Raw genomic sequence first — 24944 nt, forward strand, 5'->3', positions numbered from 1 at the left:
CTGGACCCGCCCCACCCCCGCCGCCTCCCGCTCCGCCGGTGCCACCCCCTGCGCCGGTGCCGCCTCCCGCGCCGGTTCCGCCCGGTGCGCCCCCGGTGCTGCCGGTGCCGCCGGGTGCCGTCTTCCCGCCGCCTCCGCCGCTGCCGCTGCCTGGTGCGCCCGCTCCGGGGGTGGCCGTGCCTGCCCCTGGCGTGGGCGCGCCCGGCGCGCCCGGCGCGGTCGCAGGGGGTGCGGGTGCGGGTGCGGCTGCCGGTGCCGGGGGTGCTGGTGCGGGAGTTGGTGCCGCTGCTGGTGCGGCTGCCGGAGCCGGTGCCGTCGCCGGTGCCGGTGCTGCCGGAGCAGGGGCAGGGGCAGGGGCAGCGGGCGCTGGTGCGGGAGTCGGGGCGGCTGTCGGCGCGGTGGCGGGTGCGGGCGCGGTGGCGGGCGCCGGGGTGGCTGCCGGTGCCGGTGCCGGTGCCGGCGCTGCCGCGGGTGTGGGTGCGGCTGCCGGTGCCGGAGCAGGGGTCGGAGCGGCTGCGGGGGCGGGTGTGGGTGCGGCGGCGGGTGCTGGGGCCGGTGCGGGTGCCGCCGCCGGAGCGGCGGCCGCAGGCGCCGGTGCTGGGGCAGTTGCCGGTGCCGGGGCCGCTGTGGGTGCCGGTGCCGGCGCTGCCGCGGGTGTGGGTGCGGCTGCCGGTGCCGGAGCAGGGGTCGGAGCGGCTGCGGGGGCGGGTGTGGGTGCGGCGGCGGGTGCTGGGGCCGGTGCGGGTACCGCCGCCGGGGCCGCTGCGGGTGCCGGTGCGGCCGCCGGTGCGGGCGCGGCGGCAGGAGGAGGGGCTGCGGCTGCCGGTGGTGCCGGTGCGGCGGCCGCCGGGGGAGCGGCGGCGGGCGCCGGGGGAGCCGCGGCCGGAGCAGCGGCGGCGGCAGGCGGTGGTGGCGGGACCACTGCCGGTGGCGCCGGAGCAGCCGCCGGCGCGGGAACCGCGGGCGCCGCGGCCGGAACCACGGCCGGCCAAGGCGGAGCCACCACCGGCCAGGGCCAGGCCACCGGAGGGCAGACCACCGGAGGTCAGGCAACGGGTGGTCAGGCCACCGGTGGAGAAGCGGCCGGCGGTCGGACGACGGGCGGCCAAGGCAGCGGAGGTCAGGCCACCGGAGGCGAAGCAGTGGGCGGCCGGGCATCCGGCGGTCAGGCGACGGGGGGACAAATCACCGGGGGACAAGGCACCGGTGGTCAGGCCACCGGAGGCGAGGCGGTCGGGGGGCAGTCCACGGGTGGTCAGGCCACCGGGGGACAGGCCACCGGCGGTCAGTCCCGTTCCCCCACCACCTCGTCCACCGCGACCCCCCGCACCCCCTCCTCCTCGTCGTCCACGCCCTCCATCATGTCCCGGTTCATCCGGCCCGGCGGCAGGCCGACCGGGCTGGGTCTGCTCGCCGTGCTGTTCCTGCTGCTGATCCCCGCCGCCCTCGCCGCCGCGCTGTTCGGCTCGCGGCGCATCGGCAAGTAACCCCGACCCCCCGTCCCCAGCCCAGCCCTCAGCCCCCGCCGCCCCCACCCCCGTTCCCGGGCCGGGCATATCGAGACGACAGGAGACCGCGCCGATGATCGAGACCTTGGCCGTCGTTCTGGGGATCGCCGTGATCGCCGCGGGCGCCGTGGCGGTCCGGCACCACTTCTGGCCGCCCGCCCCGGACGAGGAGCCGCGCGAGGACGTCGCCGAGTACATCTCCATGATGGTCAGCGTGCTCTACGCCCTCGTGCTCGGTCTGTCGATGGTGGCCGTGTGGGAGGCCCGGTCCGCCGCGGAGGAACATGTGCAGGTGGAGGCGAGCGCCGCCCACCAGATCCGGCTGCTCTCCGCCGGGCTGCCCGTCCCGTCCGGCGAACGGACCAGGGAGGCCGTTGACGCGTATGTGCACCACGTCGTCTCCGAGGAGTGGCCCGGCATGGCCGCCGGGCAGCCGCCGGACCGGCGCGGCTGGGACCTGCTGAACGACCTGAGGGCGGCGGGCCAGCTCCCCGCCGGGTCGAGCCCCGCCCAGCAGGCCACGCTCCAGGAGTCCCTGGCCCAGCTCAGCGTGCTGGACGACGCCCGGCGCGGCCGGGAGGCGGATGTCGGCAACACCCTGTCACCCGTGCTGTGGTTCGGGCTGATCGTCGGCGGCCTGCTGACCGTGGCCTTCATGTTCATGTTCGGCGTACGGCGCAGCATCACCCACGTGGTGATGGTGATGGGCCTGACCGCGCTCATCACCTTCACCGTGCTGCTGGTCTACGGGCTGAACCAGCCCTTCAACGGCATGTTCGCCGTCGACTCGTCCTCCTTCTCCCGCTACTTCCCCGGCAGTTGACGGTGCGGCGCCCGACGGCCGGCCGCTTCCGCGTGCAGCCGGGCGGCGATCCGCCGTCCGTCCGGCCAGCGCACGTCGTACGCCCAGCCCCACCGCTCGAACCGGGCGATCAGCCACGCCGTCAGGTCCGGCTGGCCGCGCAGCCCGCCGTGCCGGGCGCTGTTGGGGTCGGCGTGGTGGAGGTTGTGCCAGCCCTCGCCGAAGGTCAGCAGGGCCACCCAGGGCACGTCCCGGGACTGGTCGCGGGTGCGGTAGTGGCGCGGACCGAAGGCGTGCGCCACGGAGTTGACCGACCAGGTGACATGGTGCACGACGGCGTACCGCACCAGGCTCGCCCAGAAGAAGGTGACCAGCGCGGACCGCGCGTCCCGGGTGGCCGCCAGGACCAGGACCGGCGGCAGCGCGAGCGAGACGGCGATGGCCAGCGGATAGCAGCGGTCCAGGCGGCGCACGTCCGGGTCGGCGAGCAGGTCGGGGGCGTAGCGGGGGTAGTGGGAGCGGACCGGTGAGGAGGCGAACCAGCCGACCTGGGCGTGCCACAGGCCCTTCAGCAGTGCCCGCCGGGTGGTGCCGTACTTCCACGGCGAGTGCGGGTCGCCCGCCCGGTCCGCGTACTGGTGGTGGCGCCGGTGCTCGGCGACCCACATCGTCACCGGGCCCTCCATGGCGAGGCCGCCCGCGACCCCGAGGGCGATCCGCAGCGGCCGTTTCGCCTTGAACGACAGATGGGTGAAGTGCCGGTGGTAGCCGGCGGTGATGCCCATGATGGACAGCGCGTACATCCCGGCGCCGAGGACCGCGTCGTACCAGCGCGGCCCCCAGCCACCGGCCAGGGCGACGGGCAGCGCCAGCGCCAGCACGGCCAGCGGGCCCACCACGAGGGTGAGCAGATAGCCGGTGCGCAGCGGCAGACCGACCGGGACGGTGTCGGGGAGCGGGGCACGCGGGCCCTTCGGATGTTCGGGGGTCACGGTCACGGCGCGCCTCCCGCGGGGCGGGGCGGGGTGGTGCAGGGGGTCATGGGCGGCGATTATGCGCCGACCCGGCGGCCCCGGAGCCCAGGCTCGGCGCGCGGCGCGGCCCCCGCGGGCATCCTCTACCTGGATGGATGAAGGTGCGGGCGCGGCCCCGCCGGCCGACCATGGGAGCGGGGCCACGCCCGTCGGCGCGGCCCCCGGCCCCGCCCCATGTCGTCGAGCCGAGGGAGCGTCGGATGCGAGCGGACGGCACCGCACCCGGACGGCCCGCGCCGGACGGCGAGGACGCCAGGGAACTGCTGCGCCGGTGCGCGCGGGAGGTGGTGGACGTCGCCGAGGGCATCCGCGCGGTCTCCGCGCGCACCAGCACCGCGCTGCTCACCCCCGCCCTGACCGCCTCCGCGCGCCGCCGCCCGCGCACCGGCCTGGCCGCCCAGTGGGCCCTGCTGCGCGCCCTCACCAACAAACAGGGCCTCGGCGGCTCGGCGATCACCGCGCCGAAGGGCATGGGCCACGTCCTCGGCGCCGCCGGCGAGGCGCTGGGCCGGGAGAGCCTGGCCGCGCTGGTGGCGGTCACCTCGCTGCGGCTGCGGATCGCCGCCGTGCTGGTCGACCACCCCGAGTTCGTGCGCGATCCCGGCATGCGCCGGCTGACCGAGGCCGTCACCACCGACAAGGACCTGGCGGCCGTGCGGTCCCTGCGCGCCCTGTTCCGCGACCAGGGGGCCCAGCGCGCGCTGTCCGGGCTGGCCCCGCTGATGGCCGAACTCCTCGCGATCCGCGCCCTGCTGGACGAGGATCCGCAGAACGACGAGACCGGCTGGGCGCTGGCCACCGGCCGCGAACTGTCCGCCGACCCGCTGCACGGCGTCAGCGCCGCCCACCTCGCGGGCCTGGACCGGGGCGAGGGCGCCGCCGAGGCCGTCGGCCTCACCGACCAGGAGCGGCAGGTCATCGCCACGAAAGGATCCCTCCTCGGCTTCCTGCGCAACATCGAGACGCTCTCCACGAACGGGCGGATCCTGCTGCAGAACGTGCGCGGCCCGGACGGCGTCGTCCGCTACGTCCTCCAGGCGCCCGGCATGGCGCCCGGCCGCCCCCGCACCGACTCCCCGCAGGACTTCATCGGCGCCTGGCGCAACCTGTTCATGCCCGACTCGCCGTACACCCGCGCGATCCTGCTCGCCCTGCGGGACTACGGCATCCCACGCGGCGCGGACCTCGCGCTGATCGGGCACAGCGAGGGCGGGATCGCCGTGATGAACCTCGCGCAGAACGAGGAGTTCTGCCGCGCCTACCGGGTCACCCACGTCGTCGCCGTCGGCTCCCCGGTCGACAACAAAAAGCCCGCCGACCCGCGCACCTGGGTCGCCAGCATCACCAACCAGCACGACATCGTGCCCGTCCTCGACGGCCGCGGCGCGGGTTCCGCGTTCGACCCGCACCCGCACTGGTACGAGGTCGACTACACCGGTCCCACCCACGAGTTCCCGCTCTGCCACATGCTCCACGAGTACATCGAGCACCTGCGCACCGTCGTCCCCGAGGCCCGCGAACGCGTCGACGAGGCCCTCACCCCCTACCGCGGCCCCGTCGTGCGCACCCAGGCCTACCAGCTCAAGGACCGCGCCAACCCGCCCGAGGGCTACCCCTTCCTCACCCTGCCCACCGCCTCGCTGCCCACCACGGCCGGCCCGGTCGACGTGCCCGTGCGCTACTACGACTCCTCCGCCGCCCACCTGTGCTTCCCCGTCGACGCGGACACCGCCCGCGGACTGCTGCCCGACGTCACCTGGATGACGCCGAGCCGGCTCGGCCGACGGGCGCTGGCGGTGCTGTCGCTGTACGAGCACCGCTGCACCACCATCGGCCCGTACACCGAGATCTCCCTGTCCGTACTGGTGGACGACCTGTGGCGGCCCCGCCCCTACGACGTCGCCGTGGACCTGCTGCGCCGGGTCGACCTGCGCCGCACCGGCCGTTACGTCGTCTCCCTCGCCGTCACCAGCGAGGAGGCGCGGGCCGTCGCCCGGGAGATCTGGGGCCAGCCCGCTGTCCGGGTGAGCGCCGAGGCCAGGCTGACGGGCCGCGACCTCGCCGTCCGCTCCCCGGAACTCGGCCTCGCCGTCGACGGCCGCCTCACACCCGGCGCGCGCTGCCCCGAGGCCGACTGGATCCTCTACGGCCGCCGGGGCGAGAGCACCATCCGCACCCAGGTCCGGGCCCACGGCCGACTGCGACTGCACAGCGGCCGCGGTATCCGGCTGCGGCTGGACACCGGGGCGGCCGAACCCCTCGCCGGACACCTGCGCCGGCTCGGCATCGCCACGGCCCGCCCCCGACTGGTCCTCACCTGCCCCCAGTTCATGCTCCACCGCAGCGCCGGCGCCGTTCTGCCACGCTGACGCCCCCACCCCCACGGGAGCCCGCCATGGTGACCGAGCCCGCCCACGTCACGTCGTCCGAAGCCGAACTCCTCGACCGCGCCGAGGCGTTGCGGTCCGACGCCGAGCTGTTGGAGGAGTACGCCCGGCGGCTGCGTGCCACCGTGGACACCCTCGCCGGCTGCCCGGCGGCCCCGGAGTGGAGCCGCCCCACGCTGGAACGGCAGGCCGCCGCCTGCGCCACGGCGGCGGAGCAGCTGCGCACCGCCGCCGAGGCGTTGCGCGCCCACGCGGCGGCCGGGGACTGAATCCGCTCAGCCCGCCGCGGCCCGGGCCTCCGCCGCGCTCCGGCCCAGCGAGACGACGTAACGCCCCTTGTCCTCCGGCAGGTTGCGGTGCACCAGATCGGAGAAGCCGCGGGTGTGCCGGATGATCTCCCAGCCCTCGGGGGAGAAGGTGGCGGGCCCGAACAGGCGGGGCGCCAGCAGCGGGTTGTTCAGCGCCTCGGAGAACGCGTCGACGGAGATGATCCGTTCGAGCAGCCGGCCGAAGATCGCCCCGGGCTCCGGTTCCTCCGCGAACAGCCCGACGTGCAGGTCGATCGCGTCGACGTCGCCGTACACCTCCAGCAGCGCCTGCCGGACCCGCGGATCGCCGGAGATCTGCCGCGGGTCGGTGACCCGGGGGAAGCCGTAGTAGGCCCGGTAGTCGTTGTACGAGGCCAGCCGCAGCTCCCGGCCGACGGCGACGCTGCGCTCCTCGATGGGCAGCAGCAGCGGGTCGGTGTTGAACAGACCGGACAGACCGGCCGGCTGCCGGGACAGGTCCTGGAACAGCGGGCCCAGGCCCCGGTCCAGGACCAGCTGCCCGTTGGCGATGGTGTGCGCGAGCGGCACCGGCCGGCCCGCGATCGTGTACGTCGACGGGATCAGGCTGTGCCAGCGGTAGACGAGGCTGAACTCGATCGTCGCCCGGTTCTCCCGGTGCCACACCCCCCGGTCGGTGCGCACCGGATCGAGCACGAAACCGAAGTGGTACGGCGTGATGTGGTTGATGTACTCCTCCAGCATCACCCGGATCATCAGCACGATCAGCGTGTTGCGGGTGGTCTGGAAGAGCCGTTCGTCGTCCCAGTCCGGATGCGCGGCGGCCAGCACCCCGGCGACCCGGTTGTGCTCGCGCAGGAACAGGACGTTCAGCGCCATCGGCCCGATGTGCGCGTGCGCGCGCTCCCCGCCCCACGCGAACAGCGTGTCCACGAACTCCTCGGGGACCTCGTCGAACCGCACCGGCCGGATCGCCCGGAACTCCTCCCTGATCCGCCCGCCCTCGCACAGCGCGGGCGGGAACTCGCCGCCGTCGACGATCCGGCTCTTCAGCCGGCCGCCCCGGAAGGCGCGCAGACAGGCGGTGACCTCCTCCCGGTCGCCGTAGAGCTGGCACATGTCCAGGGTGTGCGGCGAGTCGGTGCGCCGCGGGTCGCCGGTGGCCGCGTGGCCGCGCAGGAAGCCGTCGGTGAACCACTGCGCGAACGCCGGCAGCAGCGCGGTGGACCGAGCGCAGCAGCGGCCCTCGCCCTCGCGCCGGAACAGCTCGGCCACCCGCTCCGGCGCCGGCAGGTCCCTCCGCCCCCCGGTCACCGGCGGCAGTTGCCGGCCCACCCAGGAGCGGTCGGTCAGCGAGTCCCAGGAGGTGTAGGGGGCCTTGGTGCTCAGCGGGTTGGGGCGCGGCGGCGCCTTGAGCACGGCCAGGTCGGTCAGCGTGGAGTTGAGCCTGCGGTGCAGCCACCGGCTGCGCTGGGCGGTCTGCCAGGCCGGGCCGTAGTGGGTCAGCAGATGGGTCTCGAAGCGGTTGCGCAGCCCGTCCCGGGACCTGTCCCTGGCCCCGGTCCAGGGCGGCGTCCCCTCCTGGGGCGGTCGGGAGGTGACGGTCATCGGTCCTCCGGTCTCGGTTCGCGGATCGGTCGATTCACGCGGTGGTCGATTCACGCAGTGGTCGATTCACGGGCGGCCGGTGGACGGAACCGGCCGGGGCCCGGGGTCAGGGCGCGGGCACGGCGTCCCGGCCGGACCGCACGGTGTAGTGCTGCGGGAAGGGGGTGCCCGCGTAGTCCAGGGCGCGTTCGGCTCCGGTCAGCGGACGCACACCGGGGCGCAGCAGCACCCGTCGCACCAGCTCGGGCACGATGACCCGGGCCGCGTACCGGCCGACGCAGTCGTGGGCGCCGTAGCCGAGGACGAGGTTGTGCGCGGGCGGGCGTCCGGGCCGGAACTCCTTTGGCGCGTCGAGCACGTCCTCGTCGAACATCGCCGACGCGAAGCAGGCCAGCACCACGCTCCCGGCCGGGATGAGCGTCTGCCGCCCGGTGCCCGCGGCCAGCAGGTGGTCGCGCACACACAGCCGGGGCGTGACCGGCACGAACGGGTGGAAGCGCAGCGCCTCCCACACATAGGCGTCGAAGCGGGACGGATCGCTCTCGCCTGCCGCGCGCTCCGCCTCCGCCAACACCTCGGGGCGCAGGGCGAGTTCCTTCAGCGCGGTGGCCGTGCACTGGGTGGCGTTCTGCTGATAGCCCGTCAGATAGCCGACCAGGTTGGCGTTGACCCGCTCGTCGTCGAAGCCGTACGCGGCGGGCAGCCGGGTGCTCAGCATCCGGCCCAGCACGTCGTCCGGACCGTCGTCCGAGGGTGCGGCCCGGCGGCGGGCGATCACCTCGGCGACCCGGTCGTGCAGTTCCCGGCCGGCGGCCACACCCGCCGCGTGGATCTCCGGGTCACGGCCGGGGTTGATGGCGAACGCCCACTGCATCCGGCGCGTGCAGGAGTGCAGCGTCTCCTCCTCGATACCGGTGAAGCCCAGATAGGCGACCGCGACGCGGGCGGCGGCCAGGCGGGCGTAGTCCTGGACGAGGTCGAAGGTGTCCGCGCCCCGGCCGATCGCCTCGTCCAGCACCTCGTCGGCGATCCGCGCGGTGAGCTCCCGCACCCGGGGCGCGTCCTCGGCGGCGAGCATCAGCTGCCCGTACCCGCGCTCCCGCCAGTGCACGTCCGCGCCGTCCCGGGCGAGGACGAACGGCCCGCCCAGCACGTCCTCCAGGATCGGGCCGAACACGCCCACGGTGAACGTCTCGGGCGCCGACAGCACCTCCAGCACATCGGGGTGCCGGGTGACGAACACCCCGATGGGCGTGCCGAACACCGGCCGGTGGGCGCGCAGCTCGGCGAACAGGTCCGCCCTGCCGGTCGTCATGGCCCGCCGCAGCAGAGCCACCCGCTGCGGTACGTCGTCCTGGGGGATCGCGTCGTACGCGGCGAGGAAGTCCATGCCGGTCATTCAGCCACCGGCCCGCGGTCACCGCACGCCGGACGGGCATTCGGGGCAGGGGTGCGGGCGGGCGGGGCACGGGTGACGATGGGCGTCCGGGGGACACGGCGGAGAGGAGCGCCCGATGCTGTCGGCGTGGGCCGGGGCGCTGATGCCCGTAGTCAGCGACACGAGCGTGACCGGTACCGGCAATCTGGCGCGGCCGCCCGGCACCGGTCGCCTCCTCGCCGCCAACCACACCTCGTTCTTCGACCCGGTCCTTCTCCTCGGCACCCTGCACCGGCTCGGCCTGCGCCCCGTGGTGCTGGCCACGGCCGGGCTGTGGCGGGTGCCGCTGCTGGGCCGGGCCCTCACCCACGAGGGGTACGTACCCGTGCACCGGGGCAGCCGCCGCGCCGCGGACGCCCTGCGGCACGCCGCCGACGCCCTGGCCGCCGGCCGGGACGTGCTCGTCTACCCCGAGGGCGGCCTGCCCCGCTACCGCGCCTCCCACGACCGTCCGCCCGGCCGCCTGAAGTCCGGGGTGGTCCGGCTCGCGCTGTCCACCGGCGCGCCGGTGATCCCCGTCGGACACGCCGGGGCCCGCCGGGTCACGTCCGGCAGCCGCGCCAAACAACTCGCCGGCTGGGCCACCGCGCCGCTGCGCCGCCCCCATGTCCACGTCCACATCGGCCCCGCCGTCCGCCTGGAAACCTCCGACCACCCCCTGGACACCCTGGAAACCGCCCTCGCCGAAACCTGGTCGACCGCGGCCCACGCCCTGGAGGAGCGACCGCGCGGCGCGGCGGAACCGACGGAAGACACTTGATCCACCGCGCCCGGCAACGACGACGCCCGCCCGGCCCCCGCCCGCCCCGGCGGGGCGTCGTACGGGACCGGCCGTGTCTGCCCGGCCGGGGGCCGTGCCGCGCCGGTCGAGCCGACCGGTCGGGGGCCGGGTGGCTTGGTTCGTTCCCGCATTCGGGTGGTAGCGGGCCGCCTCCCCGGCCGAACGGACCGGTGTGGCGCGGGGCCGGGCCGTCCGGTCCGGATAATCACGACTCATGCAGCAGGTGCAGACAGGCGCGCCCCGGGCCCCGGTCGCCGTCACCGGACTCGGTCTGATCACCCCGGCGGGCATCGGCCGGGACGCGGCCTGGGCGGGGCTGTGCGCCGGGCAGTCCACCGCCGCGACCGACCCCGCCCTGGCCGGGCTGCCCGTGGCCTTCTCCTGCCAGGTCCCCGGCCTGGACGCGCCCGCCCTGCTCGGACACCGGCTGGCCCGCCGGCTCGACCGGTTCACCACCTTCGCGCTGCTCGCCGCCCGCGAGGCCGTCGCCGACGCCGGGCTCGCCCCGGCCGACTGGGACGGCGCCCGGGTCGGCGTGGTGATGGGTGTCGGCACCGGCTCCATGCAGGGCTGGCAGGCCGAGTTCGACCGGCTCGCCGACGCCGTCCCCGAGCGCGTCTCCCCGCTGGCGCTGCCGCGCAGCGTGCCCAACATGGCAGCCGCGGAGATCGCCCTGGACCTCGGCGCGCTCGGCCCCAACATGGTGGTCAGCACCGCCTGCGCCTCCGGCACCAGCGCGCTCGGACTGGCCCGGGACTTGCTGCTGTCCGGCCGCTGCGACCTGGTCCTGGCCGGCGGCAGCGAGTCGGCCCGGCTGCGGATGACCGCCGCCTGCTTCGCCCAGATGCGCGCCCTGTCCCGCCGCGCGGACAGCCCCGACGCCGCCTCCCGCCCCTTCGACCGGGACCGGGACGGCTTCGTCCTCGGCGAGGGCGCCGCCGTCCTCGTCCTGGAACGCACCGCGGACGCCCGAGCCCGAGGGGTACGGCCCGAGGCGCTGCTCGCCGGGTTCGGCGCCTCCTGCGACGCCCACCACTTCACCGCCCCGCACCCCGACGGCGACGGCGCCGCCCGCGCCCTCCGCGCCGCCCTCGCCGACGCCGGTCTGACCCCCGAGGACATCGACCACGTCAACGCGCACGGCACCGCCACCCCCCAGGGGGACGCCGCCGAACACAACGCGCTGCACCGCGTCTTCCGCCGCCCCCCGCCCGTCACCGCCGTCAAGGGCACCATCGGGCACGCCATCGGCGGCGCCGGGGCCATCGAGGCGGCCTGCACCGTACTCACCCTGCGCCACCAGCTGATCCCGCCCACCGCCAACCTGGACACGCTCGATCCGGCGATGGACCTGGACATCGTCACCAAGGTGCCCCGCCCGCACCGGATGGCGGCCGCCGTCAGCAACTCCTTCGGCTTCGGCGGCCAGAACGCCGTACTCGCCTTCACCGCCGCCGACTAGTCCGCCCAGGTGGTCCGCCCGGGCGGAAGAAAGGGCCGTCATGTCCTTTGAGATCTCCGACGCCGCCCCGCCGGCGCCGGCTCGCGGCCGGTCCCGGCCCACCGGCGAGCAACTGATGATCGGCGTCTTCGTGGCCGTACCGTTCCTCGCCCTGCTCGCCGCCGTGCCGCTGGCCTGGCGGCACGGGCTGAGCCCCGTCGACCTCGGGCTCGCCGTCGCCTTCTACCTGGTCAGCGGGCTCGGCATCACGGTCGGCTTCCACCGGCACTTCACCCACGGCTCGTTCAAGGCCCGCCGCCCGCTGCGGATCGCCCTCGCGCTGGCCGGCAGCCTCGCCGTGCAGGGCCCGCTCATCACCTGGGTGGCCGACCACCGCAAGCACCACAGGTACTCCGACCGGGACGGCGACCCGCACTCCCCGTGGCGGTACGGCCGCTCGCCCCGCGCCCTCGCCAAGGGCTTGCTCTACGCCCACCTGGGCTGGCTGTTCGAGACCGAGCACGCCTCACCCCGCGCCTACGCGCCCGACCTGCTCCGCGACCGCGCCCTGATGCTGGTCTCCCGGCGCTTCGGCCTGCTGGCGCTCGCCTCCCTCGCGCTGCCCGCCCTGCTCGGCGGGGCGCTGACCCGGTCCTGGCAGGGCGCCCTCACCGCGCTGTTCTGGGCCGGGCTGGTCCGGATCTGCCTGGTCCACCACGTCACCTGGTCCATCAACTCCATCTGCCACGCCACCGGTTCCCGTCCCTTCCGCAGCCGGGACCGCTCGGGCAACGTGTGGTGGCTGGCCCCGCTGTCCTTCGGCGAGTCCTGGCACAACCTGCACCACGCCGACCCCACCAGCGCCCGGCACGGCGTACTCACCGGCCAGCTCGACGCGAGCGCCCGGCTGATCCGCTGGTTCGAACGCCTCGGCTGGGCCTATGACGTGCGCTGGCCGGACCGTCGCCGCCGCCCGGCCCGCCGCGAGGAGCCGGACGGCGCCGGCCGGGCCGGGGCGGACACGGCCGGGGCGGAGGGCGTCACAGAGGACAGGGCCGGCGTCAGCGGACTCGTTCGGCCGCCGCGCGGGTGAGATGGCGGCGCGGCCCGGCGCTGCCCCGGGCCCGGCCGGTACCGGTACCGGGCGCGTCGGCGAGCGGCCGGACGAAGAGACTGACGCTGGCCTCCTCCGCGAAGCCGTTGCGGCGCATCAGCTCGGCGGAGGCCGTGTTGCGCCGCTCCACGTCCGTGACCACGCACACCGCGCCGGCCTCCGCCAGCCGCGCACAGCACTCCCGCACCAGCCGGGAGGCCACCCCGCGCCCCTGGTAGTCGGGGTCGACGGCGATCCACTCCAGATAGCCCCAGTCGGCGCGCTGCTCGAAGGACAGCGAACCGAGCACGAACCCGGCGACCCGGTCCCCGTCGAGCAGCACCAGGCAGGCCGGGTCCGGCGCGTCCAGATGCCCGGCGACGGCCGACAGCGACCAGCCGGTGTAGGGCATCGCGTCGGTGTCGTACACCCGGTGACCTAGGTCGAGTACGGCGGCCAGGTGCTCGAAGCCGAGCGGGCGCAGCGTCAGCTCACCGGCGGGGGAGCCGGGCGCCGGCGCCGACGGATCCTGTGGGCCCGGCGCGGCGGGGGGACCGGTCGGGTCCGGCGCGGCGGCGGGATCGGTGGGCGTGTCGGCCATGAGCACTCCCTTCGGGGCGGCATTTCGCAGCATATGTCCGCTGTGCCGGTCGGGCACGGCCGGGCCGCCCGTCTGACGGCCTCCGGCCGGGCGGGACGCCATGGGAAAGGGGCGGGCCGGGGGGCGACGGCAGCCCCGGAGGCGAGCCGGTCGGGGCCGCAGAGCCCAGGGAGTCGACCAGGACACTCGCCTCCGGGTGGTTCAGGGGCCGGCGCCGACGGCCGGCAGGAAGGCCGGCGGCGCCGGGACCGGGGCACCCGCAGCCCGCCCCGTGGTGCCCCGCCGGGCGGCGCGGCGGCTCCCGTCAGGAAGAGCCGGCCGCCGCCCGTCGTCCGGTGCCGCGGGAGTCCTCGCGGGACGGCGTACGGCATCCGGCCCGCCCGGCGCCGGCGTCGTGCCCGCGCGTCGGGGCGGCACGCTCACCCCGCCCGGTACCACCGGGATACCGGGTGCGACCCCCGCCGCGCGGGAGCGGTCCGCTGCGGCGGGTGGCCGGCGGCCGGGCGGGGGAGCCGTCGGGGGAGAGGACGGAGTCATCGCCGTGGCCTTTCGTCCGGCCTCGTGGGTGGGGTCGCGGTCGGCGGACCGGCCGTTCGGGCGCCGGACACCTCCGCCGCCTGCCGAAAGGCCTTGCCGACGGCCTGTCTTCCCCGAACCGGACGTGCCGCCTGCTCCGTGGGTCGGGCCGGAGCAGCGGGTCCACTCTGGCACCTGCCAACCGGGCATCGCAACCGGCAAGTTGAAATTTGCAAGTGGCGAAGTGCATGCTGCATCCGACGGAACGTGATCGAATGGGCGGCGGGCAACCGGTCCGCCCTGCGCGGCCGGAAAACGACGAGGGGGGTGGGCTCGACCATGGAGACCGAGTGGGGCGGCGCGCCCTCCGTGTTGCGCATGATCCTCGGCAGACGGCTGGAGGAGCTGCGCACCCGGGCCGGCCTCAGTTATGCCGAGGCGGGCGCGGCCATCGGGGTCAGCCACTCCACGATCCGCCGCATGGAGGCCGCCAAGGTGGCCCGGCTGCGGCTCGCGGACGCCGAGAAACTGCTCCAGGTCTACGGCGTCGCGGACCAGGAGGAGGTCGAGACCTTCCTGCAGTCCGTGCGCGAGGCCAACAAGCGCGGCTGGTGGCACACCTACCGCGACGTCGTGCCCCACTGGCTGCCCGCCTATCTGAGCCTGGAGCAGGCCGCCCTGCAACTGCGCGGCTACGAGAACCAGTTCGTGCACGGCCTGCTGCAGACCGAGGACTACGCCCGCGCCCTGCTCACCGCCTCCTACCCGCACGCCCCCACCGAGGTCACCGAACGCCGGATCGCGCTGCGCACACGCCGCCAGAAGCTGCTGACCGGGGCCGAACCGCCGCGGCTGTGGGTGGTGATGGACGAGACCGTGCTGCGCCGGCCGATCGGCGGCCCGAAGGTGATGCGCGCGCAGATCGACCACCTCATCGAGGTGGGCCGGCTGCCCCATGTCACCGTGCAGGTCATGCCGTTCGCGAGCGGACCGCATCCCGCGCTGTGGGCCGGCGCCTTCCACCTCTTCCGGTTCCGGGCCCGCGAACTGCCCGACATCACCTACCTCAGCGGCCTGGCCAGGGCCGAGTACCTGGACAAGCCCGACGAGGTGGTGGTCTACCGGGAGGCCCTGGACCGGCTGAGCGCCCAGGCGCCGCCCGCCCGGAAGACCGAGACCCTGCTCGCCGCGCTGCGTGAGGAGTGGTGAGCCGCCGACCGTATCCGCCCGTCGCACCACCCCGCGTATCCGCCCCCGCACGTGCCGACGCGAGGGCCCGACCCCGAACCCGAATGGGAGATACGGCGTTGCCCGACAACGGATGGCCGGCCGACCGGATCGACACCGAGAACGCCCACTCCGCCCGCATCTACGACTACATACTCGGCGGGAAGGACTACTACCCCGCCGACAAGGAGGCGGGCGAGGCGATGGTGCGGGAGTGGCCCGCGCTGCCGGTGCACATGCGCGCCAACCGCGACTTCATGAACCGTGCGGTGCGCTGGCTCGCCGAGGAGGCGGGAGTGCGGCAGTTCCTGGACATCGGCACCGGCATCCCGACCTCGCCCAACCTGCACGAGATCGCCCAGGCCGTCGCGCCCGAGGCACGGGTCGTCTACGTCGACAACGACCCGATCGTGCTCACCCTCTCCCAGGGCCTGCTGGCCAGCGCGCCCGAAGGCCGGACCGCGTACCTGGAGGCCGACTTCCGCGACCCGGCGGCCATCCTGGGCGCCCCCGAACTGCGCGAGACGCTGGACCTGGGCCGGCCCGTCGCCCTCACCGTCATCGCGATCGTGCACTTCATGCTGGACGCGGACGACGCGGTCGGTGTGGTGCGCCGGCTGCTGGAGCCGCTGCCCTCCGGCAGCTACCTCGCGATGTCCATCGGCACCGCCGAGTTCGCCCCGGACGAGGTGGGGCGGGTCGCCCGCGAGTACGCGGCCCGCGACATGCCGATGCGGCTGCGCACCCTGGCCGAGGCCCGCGCGTTCTTCGACGGCCTGGACCTGGTCGGGCCCGGCATCGTCCAGGTGCACAAGTGGCACCCCGACGGCGGCGGCGAACAGGGCATCCGGGACGAGGACATCGCCATGTACGGCGCGGTAGCCCGCAAGCCGTGACCAGACCCGGGGCCGGGGTCCGACCCACCTCCCGGACCCCGGCCCCGCCCCCTCGTCGTACGACGCGTACGACGGGCCGTGCGGCGGGCCGGGCGGTCGCCGCACCCGCGACGACCGGAAGCCGGCCCCAGGGAACGACCGGAGGCGGCCGTCCCCGGCGGGACCGGAGAAGACCGCCCCCGGCGGGATGGGAGGAAACCGTCCCCGGACACGGAACCGGAATGCCCGGAAAGGGGTCTTAGGGTCCGTCGAAGGCCCCCGCCCCCGCCCGTCCAGGGCGGCCCGCGGGCGTACCACGCTCACCCGCCGGTCGCCCGAACCGGACGTGGGCCCCGCCCCGCCCCATTCGGGGCGGGGCCCACGCTCCGCCTGCCCGGGGCGCCGGTCAGGCCTGCCCGTGCGGAGGATACGAGCGCGGCAGCCGCATGCCCCGGCCGGCCATGATCCGCCGTACCCGGTCGGGATAGTCGGTGATGATCCCGTCGACGCCCAGGTCCATCAGCGCCTCGACGGTCGCCGGGTCGTCACAGGTCCACGGCACCACCTTCAGCCCCCGGGCGTGTGCCTCGGCGATCATGGCCGCGTCGGAGTAGAACCGGAAACCCGGGTCGCCGACCTTCCCGTTCTGCGGGAAGCCGTAGGTGGGGGAGAGGGTGGTGACGCCGGGCAGGGTCGCCGCCGCCCGGACGAAGTCCCCGCCGTAGTCGTCGGCGTCGATCCCGCCCAGCCACGGGGACGCGCCGGGCCGGCCGACCTGGAGGAAGTCGTAGTTGGTCAGCGCCACCAGCGGCCACCTGGGGGCGAGCCGGTGCATCACCTTCAGCGCACCCCAGTCGAACGACTGGATGGTGACCTGCCGCTCGATGCCCGAGCGGCGGATCTCCTCGTACACCCGGCGGACGAACACCTCGCGCGGCGCGGTCTGTTCGGGCGCGCCGGCCTCCACCTTGGTCTCGATGTTCAGCTTCACGCCCCGGGCGCGGTAGCTCCTGACCAGTCCCAGGACGTCCTTCAGCTCCACCATCCGGAACCCGTGGACGACCTCCTGCTCGGGGAAGCCGGGCAGTTGCCGGTAACCGCAGTCCAGCGTCTTGACCTGAGCCAGCGTCAGATCCTTGATGTACTTGCCGGTGTAGGGGTACATCGGGTCGCCGGGGGAGGCCGGGCCGGTGTCCCGGCACTTGACGCCGCTGATCTGCCGGTCGTGGGTGACGACCACCTTCAGGTCGCGGGTGACCTGGGTGTCCAGTTCCAGCGTGGACACCCCGAGCCGCAGTGCCTTGCCGAAGGCCTCCAGCGACTCCTCGGTGGTCAGGCCGAGGCCGCCGCGGTGTGCCTGGAGGTCGAAGCGGGCCGGCGCGGGTCCGCGCGGCGCCGCGTGCGCGGCCACCGGGATGAGCAGCGCGGACAGCGCGGCGAGGCCGGCGAGCAGGGGCCGGGCGAGGCGTCGCGGGGGCAGGCGTCGGGGGAGGGGCCGTAGGGGCAGGCGTCGTGGGGGCAGGTGTCGTACGGACATCGGGAACCTCACTCGGGTCTGAGCGGGCGGGGGAGTCCGCCGCCGGGCGCGTGGCGGATTCTCGCAAGGCCCCGCGGGGCCGGCCACCCTCCGGGCTGAACATCGCGGCACGGGCGGGTGAACGCCTCCGCCGTCCCGTCGTCGGCTCCGGCGCCGGACGCTCACCCGTGGCGGCGGCGTTCGGCGGTGGTGCGGTGCGCGGTGGTGGTGCGGTGGACGGCGATGAGCGCGGCGTCGTCGCCGAGCCGGCCGCCGGCGTGGGCGAGCAGGTCGCGCCGCAGATGGTGCATCAGGGCCTCCGGGCCGTCCCCGGTCCAGCGCGCCACCCGGTCGGCGAGCGGATAGAACCGGCCCCGCTCGTCCCGGGCCTCCACGACCCCGTCGGTGTACAGCAGCAGCGTGTCGCCCGGCTCGAAGGAGAACTCGTCCAGCGTGTGCCCGGCGCCGTACGGCACCCCGAGCGGCGGCGACGGGTGCAGGCCCGGGGCCGTGACGACGTGGCCGGGGCTCAGCAGCAGCGGCGGCGGATGACCGCAACTGGTCATCCGGGTGACCGGGTCGCGGTCCGGGATCTCCACGAGCAGCGCGGTGGCGAACCGCTCGCCCGCCTCCTCCGGGCGGTCCAGCTCGGCGGCGTAGCGGGTGATGCTCTGGTCCAGCGTGGCGGCGAGTTCCGTCAGCGGGACGCGCCGGTGCGCGCTCTCCCGGAAGGCGCCGAGCAGCAGCGCCGCCTCCCCGATGGCGGGCAGCCCCTTGCCGCGGACGTCCCCGATCAGCACGCGTACGGCGTCGTCGCACCGGGCCGCCGCGTACAGGTCGCCGCCGATCTGCGCCTCGTCCTCGGCGGCCAGGTACAGCGAGGCGACGCGCACCGCGCCGATCCGCTCGGGCAGCGGCCACATCAGTACGTGCTGCGCGGCCTCGGCGACCGTGCGGACCCGGGCCAGCTGGGCCTGCCGGCGCATCCGCAGGGCGCTGTAGAGCACGGTGAGCACGACCAGCACGGTGAGGGTGATGATCTGGACGATGTGATTGGTGGTGCCGAGCCCGCCGTGGGTGGCGCCGAGGAGGATCTGCGCGGCCACCGCGAGGGCGCCGACTCCCGCGGTGGTGCGGGGACCGGCGAAGGAGGGGGTGAGGGCGGGGGCGATCACCAGGGCCGGTCCGAGGTGCACGTCGTAGGGGGCCCGCATGTCCACCACGGTGATCACCACGATGAGCGCGACGGGGAGTACCAGCAGCGCACGGGCGGACTGCCACGGCTGCCGCGCTCGCGCGCGCCTGGGCCGGGGTGCCATGCCTCCCAGCGTGCGCCCGGGGTGCGTGAGACGCACGTCACACCGACAGATTTGGAATCGGACATTCCGGGTGGCTCTTCGGTTCCCGAATGGCGGACGCGTGTCACATTGCCTTCATCAGGCGGATCGACTAGCGTCATTCTCCGTTCAAATACCGGCTGGTTTCCCGATTCGGCCTGCGAAATAAAGGCGCTTGACGGGTGATCTGAACCACCCTCAACCGAAATCGCAGCATTTAGCGTCCTGTGTCATGACACAGACGGCGATGAGGCCGGACGCCCGCGACACGGCACCCGGCGACGGAGTACGGGGCAAGGGCCTCGGCGGCAATTCCATCGGCCTGCTGGGCAGCGCGGTCATCGGCCTGTCCACCGTGGCTCCGGTCTACTGCCTCACCTCCACGCTCGGCTCCACCGCCGGCGAGGTGGGACTGCACATGCCGGCCGTCTTCCTCGCCGGCTTCCTGCCGATGCTGCTGGTCGCCTTCGCCTACCGCGAGCTGAACAAGGCCGTGCCCGACTGCGGGACCTCCTTCACCTGGACCGTCAAGGCGTTCGGCCCGCACGTCGGCTGGATGTGCGGCTGGGGCCTGGTCATCGCGACCGTGATCGTGCTGTCCAACCTCGCCGGCGTCGCCACCACCTACTTCTGGCTGCTGGCCGGGGAGATCGCGGGCAGCGACGCCATCGCGGACCTCGACGGCGACAAAGCCGTGCACATCGTCACCTGTCTGGCCCTGATCGCCGCCGCCACCGCGGTCAGCTACCGGGGCATGACCACCACGAAGGGCGTGCAGTACGCGCTGGTCGGACTCCAGCTCGTGGTGCTCGCCCTCTTCGTCGTCCTGGCCCTGGACAAGGCCCGCACCGGCGCCTTCCCCGGACACACCGACTTCTCCTGGTCCTGGCTCAACCCCTTCGCGGTGGACTCCTTCGCCTCCTTCAGCGCCGGACTGTCCCTGTCGATCTTCATGTACTGGGGCTGGGACACCTGTCTGACCGCCAACGAGGAGACCGTCGGCAGCGACAAGACACCGGGCCGGGCCGCCCTGATCGCCATGGTCGTCCTGGTCGGCTCCTACCTCGTCACCGGCGTCGCCGCCCAGATGGCCGTCGGCTCCGGCACCCACGGCCTGGGGCTGGCCAACCCGGCCACCTCCGACAACGTCTTCGCCGCCCTGGCCGGCCCGGTCATGGGACGGCTGTGCGGCATCCTGCTCTTCGCCGCCGTCCTCGCCTCGGCCGCGGCGAGCCTCCAGACCACCTTCATCCCGGTCGCCCGCACGGTGCTCGCCATGTCGACGTACCAGGCCCTGCCCGCCTCCTACGCCCGCGTCCACGAGCGGTACCGCACCCCCGGCCGGGCCACCGTCACCGCCGGCGTCGCCACCGGCGTCTTCTACGCGGTGATGTCGCTGCTCAGCGAGCACGTCCTGGTCGACACCATCTACGCCCTCGGCCTGATGATCTGCTTCTACTACGCGCTCACCGCGTTCGCCTGCGCCTGGTACTTCCGCCGCGACCTCACCCGCTCCGCCCGCGACGCCCTCTTCAAGGGCTTCTTCCCGGTCCTCGGCGGCATCCTGCTCACCGCCGTCTTCGGCAAGACGCTGTACGACATGTGGGACCCGGCCTACGGCAGCGGCTCCGCCGTCCTCGGCGTCGGCTCCGTCTTCGTCATCGGGGTCGGGCTGCTGCTCCTCGGCGCGGTGATCATGCTGGTGATGCGGCGCCGGGACCCGGCCTTCTTCCGCGGCCGGGTCCTCACCGCCGGTACCCCGGCACTCGTCGTGGAGGAGTGAACCTTCCCCCGGCGCCGTGTCGCGGACGCTACCCCGGGTACCCGTACGGCCCCCGGGCCGATCCGGCCGCCCGGGGTGCAAGGGTGCCGAATGGAGAGGTCATGACGCACGACGGGGAGGACACCGCGCCCCTGCGGCGGGCGGAGGTCACCGAACTCCGCCTCGCCCCGCACGGGCCGCACCGCGCGCCAGCGCCCGAGCCCGCGACACCGCGAGCCGCGTCCGCTTCCGGGCCCGCGGGTCCGACGGGGCCGGGGCTCGCTTCCGCTTCCGGACCGAGGGGCCCGATGTCCGGGCCGAGGGGCTCGACGGGACCGGGGCTCGCTTCCGCTTTCGATCCGACCGAACCGAGGGCCGACTCGGCCACCGATCCGACGGAACTGCCGTCCGCGCCGCCTTCGGGCCGTACGGGGGCGTGGCCCGCGTCGGCCCCCGATCCGGCGAAGACGGAGCCCGCGTCGGCCCCGGATCCCGGGGAGCCGCGGCCCGCGCCCGTTCCGGAGCCGAACGAGCAGCCGCCCGGGTCCGGCCCGGACCCGGCGGAGCTGCCGCAGGACCGCAGCCAGGCGATCCTGGAGGCCGCCAAGCAGATCGGCGCCCTCCTCAAACGCGCGGGCCATCCCTTCGCGCTCGCCGGCAGCGTGGCGGTCTACGCCCACGGCGGCAGCCGCTACCTCCAGCACGACGCCGACTTCGCCATCCTCCCCGAGGACGCCGAGGCGGTGGCCGCCACCCTGCGGGAGGCCGGACTCGGCGTACGGGTCCCGCCGGAGGACTGGCTGATCAAGACCACCTGTCACGGGCAGAACGTCGACATCATCTTCTCGCTGGCCCACCAGCCCGTCACCCGCGAGATGCTCGACCGGGCCCACGTCCTGCCGGTCGACTCGGTGCTCATGCCCGTCCTCAGCCCGACCGATCTGATCCAGAGCCTGATCAGTGCCTTCTCCGAGCACTACTGCGACTTCGGATCCGTCCTGCCGGTGGCCCGCGCCGTGCGCGAGAAGGTCGACTGGGAGGCGGTCCGCAGGGCCTGCGGAGCCGAGCCCATGCCCGCCGCCTTCCTCTTCCTCCTCGAACGGCTGAACGTGATCGACGCCCAGGAGGGCCGGCCATGACCGACACGAGCCCGCCGCCCCCGCCGGCGGCCGGAAACCTGGACTACCGCGTCGCCCACCTGGCCGAACACCTCGCCGCCGGGGAACTGGGGGAACTCGGCGTACGACTCGAACTGCGCGGTGACGTCGTCCTGCTCACCGGAACCGTGCCGTCCACCCAGTGCCGGGACGACATCCTGCGCATGGCCCGCGAGGAACTGGCGGGGCATCCCGTCCACAGCGACCTGCTGATCGCCGGGACCTCCTCGCCCGACCACGGAGAGGACCTGACATGATCCGCGTCGCGGCCGTCGGGGACATTCACATGGGCCCCGAGAGCCAGGGCACGCTGCGCTCCTCCTTCGAGACCCTGCCCGGGTGCGCCGACGTGCTGCTGCTCGCCGGCGACCTCACCCGGCACGGCACACCGGAGGAGGCCGCGGTCGTCGCCCGTGAGATCAAGGACCTCGGGGTGCCCGTCGTCGCCGTACTCGGCAACCACGACCACCACGACGAACGGCCCGAGGAGGTCAGCGCGATCCTCCGGGACGCCGGCGCCCACGTCCTCGAAGGAGAGGCCGCCGTCGTCACCGCCGACGGCGGCCGGATCGGGGTCGCCGGGACCAAGGGTTTCGGCGGCGGCTTCGTCGGCCGCTGCGCCGGGGAGTTCGGCGAACCCCTCATGAAGGAGTTCGTCCGCTACACCCGCCGGTTCGCCGACGGCCTGCACAGCGCCCTGAAGGACCTGGAGGAGCAGGACTGCGACGTACGGATAGCGCTGACCCACTTCTCCCCGGTGCCGGACACCCTGGCCGGGGAGCCGCTGGAGATCTATCCGTTCCTGGGCAGCTATCTGCTCGCCGAGGCGATCGACACCGCGGGTGCCGACCTGGCGGTGCACGGCCACGCCCACGCCGGCACCGAGCACGGCATGACCACCGGCGGGGTGCGCGTACGCAATGTGGCCCAGCCGGTGATCGGCCAGGCCTTCCACGTGTACCACCTGCCCGGGACGGCGGCCTGATCCGGGCCGCCTGCCCGGGGTCCGGCCGTCAGGCCGCCGTACCCAGGGCCTCGCGGCCGGTCACATCGCCGCCCCTCGCGGCCACCGGCACCGGCATCGGCCCGCTCCGGCGGCGCACCAGCAGGCCCGCGCCGATCGAGCCGGCGATCAGCAGTCCGCCCGCCACCAGGGCGCCGCGCGCCCCGGCCCACTCCATCAGCAGGCCCAGCAGCGGCGGCCCGCCGAGGCTCCACACCGTGCCGACGCTGCTCCACACCCCGAGCACCCGGCCGCGCAGATGGGGCGGCGGGTCGGTCTGGAGCACGGCCGTACCGGCGGTGTCGGAGACGGACTCCACGACCGCCATCGGCAGCACCAGCACCAGCAGCACCGCCAGCGACGGCGACAGACCGGCCACCACCTGGAGCAGGGCGCCCGCCGCCGCGAGCAGGCCCACGGTCCGCACGGACGGCCTGCGCATCCGGGCGCCGAGGACCGCGCCGATGATGCCGCCGACGGCCAGCACGGTGGACACGGTGCCGAACGACCCGGCGCCGCCCGCGAGCGGCCCGGTGACCAGGACGGCGAGGGTCAGGCCGTAGTTGCGGCCGAAGACCGAGCTGAGACCCGTGATGCCCGCGAGGGCGACCAGCCGGGGCCTGCGCACGAAGAAGGCCAGGCCCTCCCGTACGGTCAGCTCCGCGGGTGCCGGCGCCGTCCGCGGCCCGGCCGCCGGATCCCCGGCGGCCCCGGGCGCCGGCCGCAGGAACGGCACCACCGAGGCCACGAACAGGAACGACAGCCCGTTGGCGGCGTACGCGGAGGCCGTGCCCAGGAAGCCGACGGCCACCCCGGCCAGGGCGGTGCCGGCCAGCCGGCCCGCGCTGTGCACCAGCGCGCCCACCCCGATCGCCGACGGCACGTCCGCCACGGGCACCAGATCGTTGCCGAGCAGGGCACAGGCCGGCCCGTCGACGGTGGCGATGACGCCGGTCACGGCGGCCAGCACCAGCAGCGCCGTCATGTCGATCCGGTCCAGCGCCACGAGCAGCGCCGTGGTGAAGGCGACCGCGCCGAGCAGCGCCTGGCTGACGGCGACCGTCGGCTTCCGGGGCCAGCGGTCCACGGCCGCGCCGCCGAGCAGGCTCACCAGCAGGGCGGGCGCCGCCTGGACGGACATCGACAGACCCGTGGCCGCGGCCGAGCCCGTGATGTGCAGCACCAGCAGGTTCTGCACGGTGAGCTGCATCCACGTACCGGCGTTGGAGACGAAGTTGGCCGCCGACCACCAGCGCATGCTCCGGTGGCGCAGGGACCGCCACGGCGAACGCGAGGCCGGGGCGTGGGCGGGGGTGGGCACGGCAGAGGCAGAGGGCACGGCGGGGTACTCGACAACCAGGGGGCGGGAGAACGACCGGCGGGGTCCGTGGGCCGGCTGCGTCGCATGGCCGGGCCGCCTGGTCAGGGCGCCGACCATGGTGGCAGACGGGACGGCCGAGTCGTCACCGCACCGGCCCCGCGCCGCGGCCGGTGACCGGGGGAAACACCCTCCGAACAGGCCGGTTGGCACCCGCGTGGGGTTCCTCACAGCACCCCGGCCCCACGGTCTGCCCGCCTACAGGTTGATGGCGCGCATCCCCGCCTCGTCGTACCGCTCGCCCGCCGCCTCGGGCAGCTCGGCGTCGATACGGGCCAGGTCCTCCCCGGTCAGTTCGATGCCGGCCGCGGCGGCGTTCTGCTCCAGGTAGGTACGGCGCTTGGTGCCCGGGATCGGCACCACGTCCTCGCCCTGGGCCAGCACCCAGGCGAGGGCCAGCTGGGCCGGGGTGACGTCCTTCTCGGCGGCGATCTCCTTGACCTTCTCCGCCAGCCGCAGGTTCGCCGCCAGGTTGGCGTCGGTGAAGCGCGGGCTCGTACGGCGGTAGTCGCCCTGGTCCAGTTCCTCGGGCGAGGAGAAGCGGCCGGCGAGGAAGCCGCGGCCGAGCGGCGAGTACGACACGAAACCGATGCCCAGTTCCCGGCAGGCGGGCAGCACCTCGGCCTCCACGTCCCGCGACCAGAGCGAGTACTCGCTCTGCACGGCGGTGACCGGGTGCACGGCGTGGGCGCGCCGGATCGTCTCCGCGCTCGCCTCGCTCAGCCCGATGTACCGCACCTTGCCCTCGGCGACCAGCTCGCCGAGCGCGCCGACGGTCTCCTCGATGGGCACGTTCGGGTCGACACGGTGCTGGTAGTACAGGTCGATGTGGTCGGTGCCCAGGCGTCGCAGCGAGCCCTCCACCGAGCTGCGGACGTGCTCGGCCGAGCCGTCCTGCGGACCGATGGTGCTCATGTCGCCGGGCACGGCGTCGTCCATCCGGTAATGGAACTTCGTGGCGATCACGTACTCGTCCCGGCGCCCCTTGACCGCCTCGCCGACCAGCGACTCGTTGGTGAGCGGGCCGTACAGCTGCGCGGTGTCCAGGAAGTCGATGCCGAGATCCAGGGCGCGCCGGATGGTCGCGATGCCCTCCGCCCGGTCGGCGGAGCCGTAGAAGACGGACATCCCCATGCAGCCGAGCCCGATGGCCGACACCTGAAGATCCCGCAGGCCGCGCTTGTGCATGGCGT

The 24944-nt window shown here is 74.6% G+C and carries 21 protein-coding genes and 1 pseudogene; 13 read left to right on the top strand and 9 right to left on the bottom strand.

Annotated features, from left to right (window positions below):
• Nucleotides 1-1109: pseudogene (locus tag ABD350_RS29395) on the bottom strand (hypothetical protein); the annotation flags it as partial.
• Nucleotides 1110-1361: 252 nt separating this feature from the next.
• Between ABD350_RS29395 and ABD350_RS29400 the strand changes: the two are divergent.
• Nucleotides 1362-1487 carry a hypothetical protein gene (locus tag ABD350_RS29400; RefSeq protein ID WP_344351766.1) on the top strand — a complete coding sequence of 42 codons (126 nt, stop codon included), beginning with the start codon at nucleotides 1362-1364 and terminating at the stop codon, nucleotides 1485-1487.
• A 94-nt stretch (nucleotides 1488-1581) separates the two neighbouring features.
• Nucleotides 1582-2331 carry a bestrophin-like domain gene (locus ABD350_RS29405; protein ID WP_344351768.1) on the top strand — a complete coding sequence of 250 codons (750 nt, stop codon included), beginning with the start codon at nucleotides 1582-1584 and terminating at the stop codon, nucleotides 2329-2331.
• Here ABD350_RS29405 and ABD350_RS29410 read toward each other — a convergent pair.
• Nucleotides 2313-3308: an acyl-CoA desaturase gene (locus ABD350_RS29410; RefSeq protein WP_344351770.1), complete on the bottom strand. Its 996-nt coding sequence runs from the start codon at nucleotides 3306-3308 to the stop codon at nucleotides 2313-2315. The two genes, ABD350_RS29405 and ABD350_RS29410, sit on opposite strands and share 19 nt — an antisense overlap.
• A 236-nt stretch (nucleotides 3309-3544) precedes the next feature.
• Between ABD350_RS29410 and ABD350_RS29415 the strand changes: the two genes are divergently transcribed.
• Nucleotides 3545-5713 (top strand): acetoacetate decarboxylase family protein, encoded by a 2169-nt coding sequence (locus ABD350_RS29415; RefSeq protein ID WP_344351772.1) that lies wholly within the window; start codon nucleotides 3545-3547, stop codon nucleotides 5711-5713.
• 26 nt (nucleotides 5714-5739) lie between these two features.
• Entirely contained in the window at nucleotides 5740-6000 is a 261-nt protein-coding gene (locus ABD350_RS29420; protein ID WP_344351774.1) for a hypothetical protein, read from the top strand.
• A gap of 6 nt (nucleotides 6001-6006) precedes the next feature.
• On the opposite strand, the gene ABD350_RS29425 is transcribed toward ABD350_RS29420, so the two are convergent.
• Together ABD350_RS29425 and ABD350_RS29430 are read right to left on the bottom strand one after the other, a co-directional pair.
• Nucleotides 6007-7626 (bottom strand): peroxidase family protein, encoded by a 1620-nt coding sequence (locus ABD350_RS29425; RefSeq protein ID WP_344351776.1) that lies wholly within the window; start codon nucleotides 7624-7626, stop codon nucleotides 6007-6009.
• A 106-nt stretch (nucleotides 7627-7732) separates the two neighbouring features.
• A complete protein-coding gene (locus ABD350_RS29430) occupies nucleotides 7733-9025 on the bottom strand; it encodes a cytochrome P450 (RefSeq protein WP_344351777.1) in 1293 nt (430 codons plus the stop codon).
• A gap of 115 nt (nucleotides 9026-9140) precedes the next feature.
• Between ABD350_RS29430 and ABD350_RS29435 the strand changes: the two genes are divergently transcribed.
• From ABD350_RS29435 to ABD350_RS29445, 3 genes are all read left to right on the top strand, one after another.
• Complete coding sequence (locus ABD350_RS29435) at nucleotides 9141-9824, top strand: lysophospholipid acyltransferase family protein (protein WP_344351778.1); 684 nt, start codon at nucleotides 9141-9143, stop codon at nucleotides 9822-9824.
• Nucleotides 9825-10059: 235 nt separating this feature from the next.
• Nucleotides 10060-11307, top strand: a complete 1248-nt coding sequence (locus tag ABD350_RS29440; protein ID WP_344351780.1) for a beta-ketoacyl-[acyl-carrier-protein] synthase family protein — start codon at nucleotides 10060-10062, stop codon at nucleotides 11305-11307.
• A gap of 40 nt (nucleotides 11308-11347) precedes the next feature.
• On the top strand, nucleotides 11348-12379 hold the full coding sequence (locus ABD350_RS29445) for an acyl-CoA desaturase (RefSeq protein ID WP_344351781.1): 1032 nt from the start codon (nucleotides 11348-11350) through the stop codon (nucleotides 12377-12379).
• On the opposite strand, the gene ABD350_RS29450 is transcribed toward ABD350_RS29445, so the two are convergent.
• Nucleotides 12348-12980, bottom strand: coding sequence for a GNAT family N-acetyltransferase (locus ABD350_RS29450; protein WP_344351782.1), 633 nt, complete (start codon nucleotides 12978-12980; stop codon nucleotides 12348-12350). The genes ABD350_RS29445 and ABD350_RS29450 overlap by 32 nt on opposite strands.
• A gap of 855 nt (nucleotides 12981-13835) precedes the next feature.
• Here ABD350_RS29450 and ABD350_RS29455 point away from each other — a divergent pair.
• Complete coding sequence (locus ABD350_RS29455) at nucleotides 13836-14705, top strand: helix-turn-helix domain-containing protein (protein ID WP_344351783.1); 870 nt, start codon at nucleotides 13836-13838, stop codon at nucleotides 14703-14705.
• A gap of 98 nt (nucleotides 14706-14803) precedes the next feature.
• Nucleotides 14804-15619: an SAM-dependent methyltransferase gene (locus tag ABD350_RS29460; protein WP_344351785.1), complete on the top strand. Its 816-nt coding sequence runs from the start codon at nucleotides 14804-14806 to the stop codon at nucleotides 15617-15619.
• Between the two features lie 385 nt (nucleotides 15620-16004).
• Here ABD350_RS29460 and ABD350_RS29465 read toward each other — a convergent pair whose 3' ends face one another.
• Both ABD350_RS29465 and ABD350_RS29470 read right to left on the bottom strand, forming a co-directional pair.
• Entirely contained in the window at nucleotides 16005-17135 is a 1131-nt protein-coding gene (locus ABD350_RS29465; RefSeq protein ID WP_344351787.1) for a glycerophosphodiester phosphodiesterase family protein, read from the bottom strand.
• 161 nt (nucleotides 17136-17296) lie between these two features.
• The gene (locus tag ABD350_RS29470) at nucleotides 17297-18433 is read right to left on the bottom strand and encodes a PP2C family protein-serine/threonine phosphatase (RefSeq protein ID WP_344351789.1); all 1137 of its coding nucleotides are present in this window, start codon (nucleotides 18431-18433) and stop codon (nucleotides 17297-17299) included.
• 250 nt (nucleotides 18434-18683) lie between these two features.
• On the opposite strand from ABD350_RS29470, the gene ABD350_RS29475 reads away from it, so the two are divergent.
• The 4 genes from ABD350_RS29475 to ABD350_RS29490 all read left to right on the top strand — a co-directional run bounded on the left by ABD350_RS29475 (nucleotide 18684) and on the right by ABD350_RS29490 (nucleotide 22355).
• Complete coding sequence (locus ABD350_RS29475; RefSeq protein WP_344351790.1) at nucleotides 18684-20234, top strand: APC family permease; 1551 nt, start codon at nucleotides 18684-18686, stop codon at nucleotides 20232-20234.
• Between the two features lie 287 nt (nucleotides 20235-20521).
• Nucleotides 20522-21352 (top strand): nucleotidyltransferase family protein, encoded by an 831-nt coding sequence (locus tag ABD350_RS29480; protein WP_344351791.1) that lies wholly within the window; start codon nucleotides 20522-20524, stop codon nucleotides 21350-21352.
• A complete protein-coding gene (locus tag ABD350_RS29485; protein WP_344351793.1) occupies nucleotides 21349-21627 on the top strand; it encodes a BON domain-containing protein in 279 nt (92 codons plus the stop codon). The genes ABD350_RS29480 and ABD350_RS29485 overlap by 4 nt, the downstream gene beginning before the upstream one ends.
• On the top strand, nucleotides 21624-22355 hold the full coding sequence (locus ABD350_RS29490; protein ID WP_344351795.1) for a metallophosphoesterase family protein: 732 nt from the start codon (nucleotides 21624-21626) through the stop codon (nucleotides 22353-22355). The genes ABD350_RS29485 and ABD350_RS29490 overlap by 4 nt, the downstream gene beginning before the upstream one ends.
• Before the next feature lie 28 nt (nucleotides 22356-22383).
• Here the strand turns inward: ABD350_RS29490 and ABD350_RS29495 are convergent, their stop codons facing one another.
• The gene (locus ABD350_RS29495) at nucleotides 22384-23631 is read right to left on the bottom strand and encodes an MFS transporter (RefSeq protein WP_344352096.1); all 1248 of its coding nucleotides are present in this window, start codon (nucleotides 23629-23631) and stop codon (nucleotides 22384-22386) included.
• Nucleotides 23632-23949: 318 nt separating this feature from the next.
• Nucleotides 23950-24939, bottom strand: coding sequence for an aldo/keto reductase (locus ABD350_RS29500; protein WP_344351796.1), 990 nt, complete (start codon nucleotides 24937-24939; stop codon nucleotides 23950-23952).
• Nucleotides 24940-24944: the final 5 nt, after the last annotated feature.

The sequence above is a fragment of the Streptomyces nogalater genome (assembly GCF_039532885.1).
GTDB classification, from domain to species: Bacteria; Actinomycetota; Actinomycetes; order Streptomycetales; family Streptomycetaceae; genus Streptomyces; species Streptomyces nogalater.